Raw genomic sequence first — 12,543 nt, 5'->3', positions numbered from 1 at the left:
GCATGAACTTTAGTGTATCTTTATCATTGTACTTTAAAGAAATGATGAATTTGCAAATGAAATATATAGCAGTAATATTATCAGTGTATGTAATGGTTTTAACAGCCATGACTTGCAATGATAATATTACTGCCGATACAAATTCTGCTTCCTTTGAATTGTCAAAACAAAGCCCAAATCAGACAAATGATGTTGATTTATGTTCCCCATTTTGTTTTTGTCAATGTTGCCAAACCCTATCTTTTCCCTCATTGTTTAATATTTCTTTTATCAATTTAGTAGAAATTACTTTAGATATTAAATATAAAGAATTTACATTCCCAAGCCCTGTTGCCTCTATCTGGCAACCACCCAAAATATAATTCATTTATACTTTCTTAATAATTGAGCAACACGCTCACGTATCATTTTCTTGATATGAAACAGCGTGTATAACAGTTTTTTTTATGGTTAATATCATATAGGTAAATGCCTTATCATTAACCATATTCACAACAAAAACTTAAAGAAATCAAATGATAAACAAAATAATATCTTTTTCAATAAAGAATAAGGCACTAATATGGCTGATGACTATTGGTCTGATTTTAGGTGGAATATATTCCATGAACAAAGTGCCACTTGATGCTATGCCCGATATAACAAACAATCAGGTATTGGTCATCACAACTGCGCCCAATTTAGGCACAGAAGACATTGAACAATTTGTTACCTATCAGGTTGAGTTGGCAGTAGCAAACCTGCCTGATGTTACAGAAATACGTAGTGTTTCTAGATTTGGGCTTTCGGTTGTAACTATCGTTTTTAAAGAAAGTGCAGGGACATATCTTCCACGACAATTGGTTAGTGAAGCATTAACCGAGGTGAAAGAAAAAATTCCCGAAGGTTTTGGAGAACCATTTATGGCTCCTATCAGTACTGGATTAGGCGAAATATATCAATACACGCTTGAAGTGCAGCCTGGTTTTGATACCGTTTATGATGATATGGAACTTCGAACCATGCAGGAATGGATTATAAAGCGTCAAATGGCTATGTTGCCTGGTGTTGTGGAGGTTAACTCTTTTGGTGGCAGGGGAAAACAATATGAGGTCTCAATAAATCCTGACAAACTCAGGAGTATGGGATTGGCTATGTCGGATATATTTGAAGCCCTTAAAGACAACAACCAGAATACGGGTGGGGCATATATTGAAAAAAACTTTCAGGCTAATTTTATCAGGGGTGAAGGATTAATGAGGTCGATTGATGATATCAAAAATACTTTAGTCGCAAACATTGACGGTCAACCAATATTTATAAGGGATGTAGCAGAAGTCAAATACGGTAGTTTTGTCCGTTTTGGCGCGTTTACAAAAAATGGGAAAGGTGACGCTGTCGGTGGCATTGTGATGATGCTGAAAGGGGGGAACTCGAACGAAGTGATTAAGGCAGTAAAAGAACGGATGGCCTTAATACAAAAATCACTCCCTGAAGGTGTGATAATAAAACCTTTTCTCGATCGCAGCAAGCTGATAAAAAGTACAACTTCGACTGTTGCCGAGAACCTTTCTTTGGGAGCGTTAATTGTAATTTTTATTCTGGTGATATTCTTGGGAAATCTGAGAGGTGGCTTAATTGTAGCTTCAACCATTCCATTGGCATTATTATTTGCTTTTATCATGATGAATCTTTTTGGGGTATGGGCAAACCTGATGAGTTTAGGAGCTCTTGATTTCGGAATATTGGTCGATGGTGCAGTCATTATAGTTGAAAGTATGATTTTTCACCTTCATAGGAAAAGCTTTATAGGAACAAAGCTGGAACAACAAAAACGTAATGAAATTGCCTATAATTCAGCAAGCAAAATGATGAATTCTGCATTTTTTGGACAGCTAATCATTTTGATCGTTTTCATACCCGTTTTAGCCTTGCAAGGCGTTGAAGGTAAGATGTTTATTCCTATGGCTATGACATTCGGCTTTGCTGTATTAGGTGTGGTGGTATTATGTCTTACATACATTCCTATGATGGCAGCCTCATTTCTTCAACCACCTAAAACAAATAAAAAATCATGGGGAGATAAATTTATTGGAAAACTCGAAAAGATATACAGCCCTGTAATTGATTGGGCACTTAATAAAAGCCGTATTATAATTGCAATTGCTCTGGTATTATTAATCTCAGGCGGTTTTTTGTTTACGAGAATGGGGGCCGAATTTATTCCAAAACTCGATGAAGGTGATTTCGCTTTTCAGGCGTTTTTAAAGCCTGGTACCTCATTAACCGAAGTGACAAAAGCCTCCACCCGGTTGGAACAAATTGTCTTGGAGAACTTTCCTGATGAAGTAGAAAGTGTTCAAAGTAGAATTGGGGTGGCAGATTTACCCATGGATCCTATGCCACTTGACATTGCTGATATTTTTGTGATATTGACCCCAAAAGATAAATGGACAAAAGCAGAATCAAAAGAGGAATTAATTGATAAAGTCAGGGAAAAAATCAGTGTATTGCCCGGTATCAATTATGAGTTTACTCAACCTGTTGAGATGCGCTTCAATGAATTGCTGACAGGTGTTCGTGAAGATGTCGCCATAAAACTTTATGGTGATGACTTGGATATACTGGCTGACAAAGCTAAAGAAATTGCCAGACTTATTACGGGTATTGAAGGTGTCGCAGGTGTAAAAGCAGAAGCCACAAGTGGCTTGCCTCAGATTACAGTTCATTACGACCGCAATAAACTTGGTCGATACAACTTGACTATTAAAGAACTGAATACCATTGTTGAATCGGCTTTTAGTGGTGGGGTTGCAGGAAGTATTTACGAAGGTGAGCGAATGTTCGACCTTGTTGTTAGATTGGACGAGGAGCACCGCATAAGCATTGACGATATCCGGAATCTGTTTGTAAATCTACCCGATGGTAATCAAATACCATTAAAAGAAGTTGCTGAAATAAGTTATCAGCCGGGTCCGATGCAAATTAGTCGTGATAATACGAACAGGCGTACCTATGTAGGGATTAATGTAGAAGGCAGGGATGTCAAGTCGCTTGTAGAGGAAATTCAAGCTACTTTAGATGAAAAATTGGAGCTACCTACGGGTTATTATATTCGATATGGGGGTGCTTTTGAAAATCTAAAAAGGGCTTCAAAAAGATTGTCTCTTGTAGTTCCGCTTGCTTTGGCATTAATTTTCATGTTGGTGTTTTTCGCTGTTAGATCGTTCAAACAAACCCTCATGATTTATGTAGCAGTACCTTTTGCCGCTGTTGGAGGGATATTTTCCTTGTATTTAAGAGATATGCCTTTTAGTATTTCTGCTGGGGTAGGTTTTATTGTCCTGTTTGGGGTGGCTGTCCTCAATGGATTAGTATTGATTAGTGGTTTTAACGAACTCAAAGCGGAAGGCAAGTTACACATTAACGAAATTATTAAAAAGGGGTCTATTAGACGAATCCGACCAATACTATTAACCGCTTCAACGGATATTTTAGGCTTTTTACCAATGGCGGTATCAATGTCTGCCGGTGCAGAAGTACAACGGCCTTTAGCTACCGTTGTGATTGGGGGGATGCTCACGTCAACTCTACTTTCACTGATTGTGCTACCGATTCTCTATAAGTTTGTTGAATCTAAAGGGAAAAGAATAAAGCTTCCTAAGCCTGGTACAGCTGTATTATCTATGCTATTTATATTAGCAGGTGTAGGCTTTTCTGGAAATGCAAAGGCTCAGGATTCAACCTTAACGTTGAAGATGGCTATTGAAAGGGCTAAAGAAAACTACCCTTCTATAAAGGCAGCCAGTTTGGAAGTTGACAAACAAAAAGCACTTAAGGCTACTGCTTATGATTTAGGCAGGACATCAATTTACACAGGTAAGGAAGAAGTGGGAAATGGCATGCCAGGAGTTCAAAACCAATTAGGAATTGTTCAGTCGGATATCGATGTATTTGGTATTTCTTCAAAAAGTAAATTAGCCAATGCCCGAACACAACAAGCTGTATCGGGACAGAACCTTACCGAATATTCATTGGCTCGTGATGTGAGTATGGCATGGTACAATGCCGTCTATGCCAAACAACAATTTCAGCTTTTCAAACAGCTTGATAGCTTGTACGCTAATTTCCAGAAAGCTGCGGAGTTAAGATACAAGACTCAGGCAACTTCTAAAATTGAATATCTTTCAGCATCGGCCAAATACAAAGAATTACAGGTAAATATTAAGAAAGCTGAAAGTAACTATTATGCAAGCTTGCAAATTCTAAATCAATACCTTTTATATCCTACTGAATTTGATGTTAACATTCTGAATTTGGAAAAGCATGTTTTTGATATTGTTTCTGGGCAAAATTACCTGAATGGAAGTCCATTACTGAATTATTACTCAACTGGAATCGATGTTGCAGAATCAGCATGGAAAGCAGAAAAGTCTAATTTCCTACCTAAATTAGACTTGGGATATAAATTGCAATCAGTTGACGGCAATTCAGGATTTTATGGATGGGAAGCGGGAATATCTGTTCCACTATTGTTTTTTTCCCAATCCGGCAAAACCAAAGCTACAAGAATAAATTTCCAGATTGCTGGTCAGCAATACGAACAAAAGAAACTGGAAATAAAAGCTGGATATAATCAACAGATTAGTAGATACCTCACTTTACAAGAAGTTCTCGATTACTATCAAAAGGAAGCTTTGCCATTGGCTGATGAACAAATTCAGGCATCCAATCTGGCGTATCGCCTCGGTAGTATTGACTATGTTCAGTTTATTCAGAATATGGAAATGGCAATCAAAACAAAACAGGATTTTTTAAAGCAACAGGCAGAGTATTTTGAATTGTCTGCCCAACTGAAATATATTACTGGTAAATAATCAATAAAATAAGATAATGATGAACCGACCATGTACATTTTATCATCCAAATTTTACATACAAAAGGGTGATTAAATTTCATGGGAGTTCCATCTGACAAATAGATAAAATAGAAACAGATGAAAACAAAAATATTTATAGCATTTATTGCCATTGCAAGCTTAATGTCGTGCAATTCCAAAAATAAGGATAGCCATCAAGATGAAGAACATGAAGAGAATAGTCCCGAGGGAGTGGTTATGTTAAATGAAAAACAACGGGAAGCCCTTGATTTAAAACTAGGAGTTTTTTTGATGCGCAATTTAACAACGGTGGTAAAAACTAACGGGCAATTGGAAGTTCCGCCATCTAGTATTGCTGAGGTTACGGCTATAGTTGGAGGTAATGTAAAAGAGATTAAAGTATTTCATGGTGATAAAGTAAGTAAGGGACAATTACTTGCAGTCCTTGAACATCCCGATTACATAGCCCTTCAAGAGGATTTTTCTGTGATTGCCAATAAACTTGAATACTTAGAACAGGAATATGTACGACAAAAAGAACTGTTTGAAAACAATGTTGGTGCAGGTAAAGATTACCAACAAGCAAAAGCTGAATACAATACCGCAAAAGCAAGATATGAAGGTTTAAAAGCACGACTGAAATTATTACTTATTTCTCCTGAAAAAGTTAAAGAAGGTGAAATCTCAAACACTATAAACATTATATCTCCAATAAGTGGCTATGTAAATGAAATTAATATTAATGTAGGCACTTATGTGGATGCAAAAGACAAACTGATTGAAATTACCGATATCACTACAATTCATGCCGATTTTATGATTTATGAGAAAGATGTCCATCTTGTAAAAGAAGGTCAAAAAATTCTTTTTACAGTTTCGAATCGACCGAATGAAGAACTTACGGCAACAGTCTTTGCAATTGGGAAAGAGTTTGAAACGAATACAAGAGCAGTCTCTATTCACGCTCGTTTGGAAAAAAATGTCGGAAATCTTATTCCTGGTATGTATATCAACGGACGTTTGCACACTGATGAAAACTATACCTTAACACTACCTAATGATGCAATAGTTAAGGAAGGAACGAAATCATACATATTCATACAGGATAAGGAAGCTCTTGAAGAAATCGAATATGATGAACACAAAAAAAGTGAAAGTCAAGAAGAATATAATATGGATGATGATGATAATAAAATGGCTTTCAGAATGAAAGAGGTGATAACCGGGCAGAAAGACGATGGTTATACAGAAATCCATTTGCTTGATTCTTTAGCTGATGATACTCAAATAGTGATGAATGCAGCCTATTATCTTTTGGCAGATATGAAAAAAGAAGAAACCGGAGATGATGATTAACAAAAAAACATAACTATCACTAATGAAATTAATGAAAATGAAAGAAATAAAAGCATTTGTGCGACCAAACAAAGTGAATGAAATTGTTCAACAACTTAAAGACAATGGCTTTGAGAACATGACAATTTCTCTTGCTGAAGGAACAGGGAAATTTCAAGATGAAAAAGCATTTGTTTCAGATAAATTTGCAGTTACAGACAGTCCCGTTGCTAAAATTGAAATAGTAGTCTATGATAGCTTTGTGGAAAAAGTTGTTTGTATTATTTCAAAATACGGTAAAACGCTCAATCCTGGAGACGGATTAATATATGTGTCTAATGTTGATAGTGTACACCGTATAAAAACAGGACTTGAAACGATGTAAAATAATCGCAGAATGAGCAGCAGGTTGTCCTAATATTTTGGTCAACTTGCTGTTTTAATAATTCACATTAAAAACAAATCGACAATGTTTAAGAGTACGTTCCATATTTCAAAAATGGATTGCCCCTCCGAAGAATCCCTTATCAGGATGAAACTGGAAGGGCTTCCCGTGATTAAAAGCCTGGTTTTCGATATTGAAAACCGGAAACTTACCGTCTTTCATTCCGAAGAAAGTACGGAAATAGGAAAACGATTGAAAGAACTAAATTTAGGCGCTCAATGCAAAGAAACTATCATTGTTCAGCAAGATGAATTTATTGATAATCCAAGTGTACAGTCAAAACTACTTTGGACAGTTCTGATTATCAATTTTGTTTTTTTTATAATAGAAATTACCACGGGTTTTATTTCAAAATCAATGGGTTTGGTTGCCGATTCATTGGATATGCTGGCAGATGCTTTGGTTTATGGTCTTAGCCTTTGGGCAGTAGGTTCAACTGTGATACGAAAGAAAAAAGTTGCAAAGTTGAGTGGCTATTTTCAATTGGCATTAGCCCTGCTTGGTCTTACAGAAGTAATACGCAGGTTTATTAGTTTTGAAGAAGTGCCAAATTTTCAAATCATGATTATCGTATCTGTACTGGCACTAATTGCCAATTCAATATGCCTTTATTTATTGCAAAAATCAAAAAGCGAAGAAGCGCACATGAAAGCCACCATGATTTTTACATCAAACGATATAATTATCAATACTGGTGTTATCATTGCAGGTGTATTGGTATTGTTAACACAATCAAAATATCCTGATTTAATCATTGGGGCAATTGTGTTTTTAATAGTAGTAAAGGGTGCATTTAGGATTTTAAAGTTGGGGAACTAATTATGAAATAATCGAATCTCATAGGCTTTAAAATAATTATTAGATTGACAGCCCAGTCCTAATGAACAAATAATATTTACAGAGGTGCCAAATAAGGGTACATTAAAACGCTAAATCACCACTAATATGCTAGTTTCCAAAGTTTAATGTTTTTCGTTTTGGGTTCTGTTGGGGTCACATATAATCCTCTTAAGTGTATGCTTAGGAGGATTATTTGTATTTAGGTCATTGAAGTTGCTCCATTTACGTGGACAGTGACTTAAGATATAGAGATTTAAATATTTTATATCTTGGATTATGGAAAAGGAAAGACGAAAATTTAGTAGAGAATAGATATATTAATATAATTTCACCGAAATATTTAAAGGGGGTATAAAACCCAATATATCCATAACACATTACGGAATGTAAATTATTTAATCGGTGCATTTTCATTTGATAAATTTTGTAAATCAAATTTATGTAGTGACATTATTGCTTTATTTTCTTCAATTTTATCTTTTATAAGATAATTGCTAGGAATGTTGATATTCTCAAAGGAATAATATCCAACCAATCCAAAAATGTTCTTTGTGATTGCTTTATTCCAATGTTTTTGCAATTCATCTTGTGATTTTGCCTTGTTCCAGAAACGAAGTTCATCCACTAAACCTTTGTAGTCTTCAAATTGATGCCAATAATAATCAACAAGAACGCCACTAGAAGCCTGTTCTTCTCCTCCAATAAGCCACCCTTTAAGACCAGGAGGGTTTCCAACTCCCCAATCATTCCAAAATTGTTTTTGCATATCTACACGAGTTGGAATCACCTTTTTATCAATAATCTTTCCATCAACCCATAATTCCAATTGTGCTTCAGACTTTCCAATCCATCTTCTAACACATTGAATATTATGCCACTTCCCATCTAAAAGAGAAGGTGTTTCTGTTGCAGGATATACACCCACAGAATATACATAACCTTTGTCGGCACTTGGACCTGTACCGTCATCAAAGAGCCATCTTAGTCTTCCTCCACCATAAAATTGTAAGGCAAAACTTCCATCTCTATCTCCATAATTTCTTGAAAAACCATCTAGAAGCCAATTACCATGCCACCACCAACCAGTCGAAGAATAAGGCTCTTCGCTGGAGTTTGACCAATTAGTTAATTGATCTTCGTTTTTGGCCCATTGATTAACATCTTCCTGCTTTAATGGGAATGGATCTTGTGGCCAAGGAGTCGGCCCAACTGGAAATGAGTTATCTGGTTTAATCCACATTTCAAGTGTAAACTCACCTACACCAAAAGTAGAAGGCAGATTAGCAATGTTAGCATACTCATGCTTTCCTGTTTCGTTTTTTGTAAAACGTAAAGACTTAGTTTGATTATTCTGAGCTGATATGTTATTTACCAATAAGGAACATACACAAAACAATATGATTGAAGCTAATGTTTGTTTTAAATTATTCATAATTTAAAAGTTAAACCTAATGGTAGCGCAAAAGGTATTGATTAATCTTTTTTAAACTGTAATAGTTATTGCGAAATATAACCCATGATATTAAATCATGGGTTTATATTCTCTCTCAAATCAGTTATTTAACAATACTACTTTCCCAATTTCAGTTTTAGATTCAGCAAATTGATGAGCCTCTGCCACCTCATTAAAATTAAATACTTTACTATTTACTAATGGTCTCAATTGGTTTGAAGTAACCAACTTGCCAATTTCTTCAAGAATGGAGCTATGATAATCAAGTCGAATATTAGCCATCATTGGTATCCATATATTAATAGGAAATACGCTAATACTTTTCTGAGCAGCTTCCGATAAATCAACTTTATCCCATAAGTAAGTCGAAACTAAGCGTCCGTATAAAGCTGTAGCTTTAAGAGATATATCAAAATTGGGTCCTCCCACTGTGTCAATAACAACATCAAAGCCCTTGCCTGATGTATATTCATTCACATAATCGCTTACTAATTTGCTTTTATAGTTAATGGCGAAATCAGCTCCCAATTGCAATGCTAACTCAACATCTTTATCGTTCCCAACAGTAGTATAAACCTTTGCTCCCAACGATTTTGCAATTTGTACCGCAATAGACCCAACTCCACCTACTCCACCATGAATTAGGACAGTTTCTCCTTTTTGTAATTTTGCTTTATCAACAACAGCTTCCCATGCAGTTACGCTAATCATTGGTAAGGCGGCCAGTTCCATCAAACTCAAATGATCAGGAGCAGATGCAAGCAATGTTTCGTCTATAGCCATTAAGTCGGCTAATGCACCTTGTCGTCCGCTAAGGACCCCTGCAAAACCAATAACTCTTTGTCCAACTTTAAATTTTTCTACATTATTTCCGATTTTTACAACTTCACCAACTACATCCGTATGTAATATGGCAGGAAATTCCTGTATAAAAGGAAGTAAGCCTTTTCGAATCATCAAATCAGAAGGATTAATATTTGTACCCTCCACTTTAACTAAAACTTGATCATCAGTAATTTCGGGATTAGATACTTCTCTTACCAGAAACTGTGTATGATCTCCATAACTTTCTATAACAACTGCTTTCATAACTTTAAATTAATTTCCATTTATTACACAACAAAGGTATGGATCACCCAACCTCCAAACAAGTACTTACAGTTTTGTGATGTACCACCAGTTAGGTAAGTATAGGCGTCTTTATTATCTTTGCAGCTATGAAGGCTAAACTGAAATATTTTATTGAAGTAAAGGGTGAGTACTACAATTGCCCAATTGAGTTAACCTTATCTATGATTTCTGGAAAATGGAAAGGGATTATTTTATGGCATTTAATTGGAAATGATACTTTGCGCTTTAACGAATTAGAAAAAGCTATTCCGAGCATCTCCCAACGTATGCTTACTAAAGAATTAAGAGAAATGGAAAAACACGGGTTTATTTATCGGAAAGTATATCCCCAAGTTCCACCAAAAGTGGAGTATTCGCTTAGTGATTTAGGAAGATCTGTAATCCCAATTATAAAATCGCTAAGTGAATGGGGTAGTAATTATGCTCAAAATTGTGGGAAGATATATATCAAAGAATAACTTAATTAGCAGTTACGAAATTGAATAAAAACTTTTACTAACACGCGTTAAAATAATTTGGCGTGCTGTGGTTTGCTTAGGTCATAGCTTTTAATCAAGTTTAGTGAAAATTGAAAACGGTTGTGCCGAGGGAAGTCAAACTGTTCATACCACCAACCGTTAATACTAATTGAGTTCAATAGTCAGTCTAAATTTCTAAGGGTGACAAATAAGGGGACGTTAAAATGTTTTTAATCCCATAAGTCGTTAATAAACAGAGCTTAAATTCTTTTTGTCGGGGTTCTGTTGGGACTACAGTCTAAATCCTCGTATGTCCTTCTTATAAAGATGGATTAAAAAGTACGTCTAATAATACATCTGATGCAAGTCAGGATGGAACAGCGGTTGTGAGCGAGTTGGGTAATGGACAGGTCGAAATTCATTGTTTTGGTAGTGAATTGGATACCACATTTACTATGAATTATTTTCAGAATAACGATAGTATTATGCTGTGTCATGACGACGCTGCTTTCGAAGAGATGTATGGCCATATGATGGGAAGTGGTAGTTCAAACGGTGGAATGATGGGTGGAACAAGCACTGGCCACTCAGAGTGGATGAACCACATGAATGAAGAACATGCTTCTGATGATTTACACTTTGGAGGTTTTGGTATGAGAAACCAGACATTCGATTACACTATTAAGGGAAAAATCAGAGATTTTCAATTCCAGGGATTAAGACAGCAAACAGACATGTAAATCAAGGGATTAATTCATAAAAAGAAATCACTCTTAAATTTATTAAGGGTGTTTTTTTATATCATGAAGTATAAATCATTTTTGAACAGAACAACTATTAAAGAATAGAAAATTTAAATTATTCTATTATCAATGTGAGCTTGTCTAAATAGTTTCCTTATTTTGTTTCTTTTGAAATACCTTTTTGTGGAAATTTGCATAAAATGGTATAACACATTTTAAATTTACTGTATGGAACAATGTAAAATCAACATTAAAAATATGGTGTGTCCTAGATGCATCATGGCAGTTAAGACGGTTTTTGAGAAATTAAACCTGCATTATATTGATGTGGAATTAGGTTCTGTTAAATTGAACTACGCTTTAAACGAAGAACAAATCTTAAAGCTTCAAATGGCATTAGAGGAGATAGGATTTGAGCTTTTGAGTGATAAAAAAACACAATTGATAGAACAGATCAAAAATGAAATTATAAAAATTGTTCACTATCAAGATCAACCTGAAAAAATTGGACATTTAACTGAGCATCTTCCTAAAATGATAGGGCATAATTATGCCTCTTTAAGCAAGCTGTTTTCAGAGATTGAAGGACATACAATCGAAAAATATTTGATTCTCCAGAAGATAGAAAAAGCAAAAGAATTACTTCTATATCAAGAGTTAAATATAAGTGAGATTGCATATCAGTTAAATTACAGTTCAAGTCAGCATTTTTCTAGACAGTTTAAATCTATAACTGGATTAACACCAAGCGAGTTTAGTAAAAATAAGAATATTGGACGAAGCCCAATTAATGAAATTTAATAACTGTACGTTTAAAATTGTATACATTTTTTATAAAATTATACACATAGCTTGTCTAAACATTTTCTAGTTTTGTGTTATAAATTATTCTGATGTTAAAAAAAATCACACATACATTATTAACCTTAGTAATATTTGTTCTTACAACAGGTATGACTTTTTCCGCACATTATTGTGGAGGTAATGTAAAAGATGTGTCTTTTTTATCAGTAACTCAATCTTGTTGTGAAAATCCTGAAGGATGTTGCCATGACGAGGCTTATACGATTAAAATTGAAAATGATTTTTCAATTTCATCATATTCCTTTGATTTTACTCAATTTGAAATTGTATTGCCAATTTTAATTGAGCTAATTAAGGTAGAAGATCCAATTAAGGCTAAAGTGTATTCTTTGAGAAACACTATTCCGCCACCCAAAATTCAAACCATACTTTCAAGTTTGCAGACTTATTTACTGTGATTTATCATTCAATTTTAT

At 34.9% G+C, this 12,543-nt stretch carries 11 protein-coding genes; 9 read left to right on the top strand and 2 right to left on the bottom strand.

The window, feature by feature from the left end:
* The first annotated feature begins 2 nt into the window (after nucleotides 1-2).
* From EV201_RS15125 to EV201_RS15105, 5 genes are all read left to right on the top strand, one after another.
* On the top strand, nucleotides 3-362 hold the full coding sequence (locus EV201_RS15125; protein ID WP_130308488.1) for a DUF6660 family protein: 360 nt from the start codon (nucleotides 3-5) through the stop codon (nucleotides 360-362).
* 153 nt (nucleotides 363-515) lie between these two features.
* Entirely contained in the window at nucleotides 516-4,856 is a 4,341-nt protein-coding gene (locus EV201_RS15120; protein WP_130308487.1) for a CusA/CzcA family heavy metal efflux RND transporter, read from the top strand.
* A gap of 119 nt (nucleotides 4,857-4,975) precedes the next feature.
* Nucleotides 4,976-6,214 (top strand): efflux RND transporter periplasmic adaptor subunit, encoded by a 1,239-nt coding sequence (locus EV201_RS15115; RefSeq protein ID WP_130308486.1) that lies wholly within the window; start codon nucleotides 4,976-4,978, stop codon nucleotides 6,212-6,214.
* A gap of 37 nt (nucleotides 6,215-6,251) precedes the next feature.
* Nucleotides 6,252-6,578 carry a P-II family nitrogen regulator gene (locus EV201_RS15110; RefSeq protein ID WP_130308485.1) on the top strand — a complete coding sequence of 109 codons (327 nt, stop codon included), beginning with the start codon at nucleotides 6,252-6,254 and terminating at the stop codon, nucleotides 6,576-6,578.
* Nucleotides 6,579-6,662: 84 nt separating this feature from the next.
* The gene (locus tag EV201_RS15105; protein ID WP_130308484.1) at nucleotides 6,663-7,457 is read left to right on the top strand and encodes a cation transporter; all 795 of its coding nucleotides are present in this window, start codon (nucleotides 6,663-6,665) and stop codon (nucleotides 7,455-7,457) included.
* A 412-nt stretch (nucleotides 7,458-7,869) separates the two neighbouring features.
* Here EV201_RS15105 and EV201_RS15100 read toward each other — a convergent pair whose 3' ends face one another.
* Nucleotides 7,870-8,910 carry a LamG domain-containing protein gene (locus EV201_RS15100; RefSeq protein ID WP_130308483.1) on the bottom strand — a complete coding sequence of 347 codons (1,041 nt, stop codon included), beginning with the start codon at nucleotides 8,908-8,910 and terminating at the stop codon, nucleotides 7,870-7,872.
* A 120-nt stretch (nucleotides 8,911-9,030) separates the two neighbouring features.
* Nucleotides 9,031-10,020, bottom strand: a complete 990-nt coding sequence (locus EV201_RS15095) for a zinc-binding dehydrogenase (protein WP_130308482.1) — start codon at nucleotides 10,018-10,020, stop codon at nucleotides 9,031-9,033.
* A gap of 128 nt (nucleotides 10,021-10,148) precedes the next feature.
* On the opposite strand from EV201_RS15095, the gene EV201_RS15090 reads away from it, so the two are divergent.
* From EV201_RS15090 to EV201_RS15075, 4 genes are all read left to right on the top strand, one after another.
* Nucleotides 10,149-10,520, top strand: coding sequence for a winged helix-turn-helix transcriptional regulator (locus tag EV201_RS15090; protein WP_130308481.1), 372 nt, complete (start codon nucleotides 10,149-10,151; stop codon nucleotides 10,518-10,520).
* Nucleotides 10,521-10,906: 386 nt separating this feature from the next.
* The gene (locus EV201_RS15085; protein WP_130308480.1) at nucleotides 10,907-11,260 is read left to right on the top strand and encodes a hypothetical protein; all 354 of its coding nucleotides are present in this window, start codon (nucleotides 10,907-10,909) and stop codon (nucleotides 11,258-11,260) included.
* Between the two features lie 231 nt (nucleotides 11,261-11,491).
* Complete coding sequence (locus EV201_RS15080) at nucleotides 11,492-12,064, top strand: helix-turn-helix domain-containing protein (protein WP_130308479.1); 573 nt, start codon at nucleotides 11,492-11,494, stop codon at nucleotides 12,062-12,064.
* A gap of 92 nt (nucleotides 12,065-12,156) precedes the next feature.
* Nucleotides 12,157-12,525, top strand: a complete 369-nt coding sequence (locus tag EV201_RS15075; protein WP_130308478.1) for an HYC_CC_PP family protein — start codon at nucleotides 12,157-12,159, stop codon at nucleotides 12,523-12,525.
* Nucleotides 12,526-12,543: the final 18 nt, after the last annotated feature.

Origin of the sequence: Ancylomarina subtilis, from assembly GCF_004217115.1 — a bacterium.
In the GTDB taxonomy this organism is placed as follows: domain Bacteria; phylum Bacteroidota; class Bacteroidia; order Bacteroidales; family Marinifilaceae; genus Ancylomarina; species Ancylomarina subtilis.
Note: the sequence above shows the minus strand (reverse complement) of the source record. Positions and strands in the feature narration are given on the sequence as shown.

Excerpts from the sequence above, each read along its gene's own strand:
- EV201_RS15125 (WP_130308488.1), top strand. The coding sequence starts at position 3 with ATGAACTTTAGTGTATCTTTATCATTGTACTTTAAAGAAATGATGAAT.
- EV201_RS15120 (WP_130308487.1), top strand. The coding sequence starts at position 516 with ATGATAAACAAAATAATATCTTTTTCAATAAAGAATAAGGCACTAATA.
- EV201_RS15115 (WP_130308486.1), top strand. The coding sequence starts at position 4,976 with ATGAAAACAAAAATATTTATAGCATTTATTGCCATTGCAAGCTTAATG.
- EV201_RS15110 (WP_130308485.1), top strand. The coding sequence starts at position 6,252 with ATGAAAGAAATAAAAGCATTTGTGCGACCAAACAAAGTGAATGAAATT.
- EV201_RS15105 (WP_130308484.1), top strand. The coding sequence starts at position 6,663 with ATGTTTAAGAGTACGTTCCATATTTCAAAAATGGATTGCCCCTCCGAA.
- EV201_RS15100 (WP_130308483.1), bottom strand. The coding sequence starts at position 8,910 with ATGAATAATTTAAAACAAACATTAGCTTCAATCATATTGTTTTGTGTA.
- EV201_RS15095 (WP_130308482.1), bottom strand. The coding sequence starts at position 10,020 with ATGAAAGCAGTTGTTATAGAAAGTTATGGAGATCATACACAGTTTCTG.
- EV201_RS15090 (WP_130308481.1), top strand. The coding sequence starts at position 10,149 with ATGAAGGCTAAACTGAAATATTTTATTGAAGTAAAGGGTGAGTACTAC.
- EV201_RS15080 (WP_130308479.1), top strand. The coding sequence starts at position 11,492 with ATGGAACAATGTAAAATCAACATTAAAAATATGGTGTGTCCTAGATGC.
- EV201_RS15075 (WP_130308478.1), top strand. The coding sequence starts at position 12,157 with ATGTTAAAAAAAATCACACATACATTATTAACCTTAGTAATATTTGTT.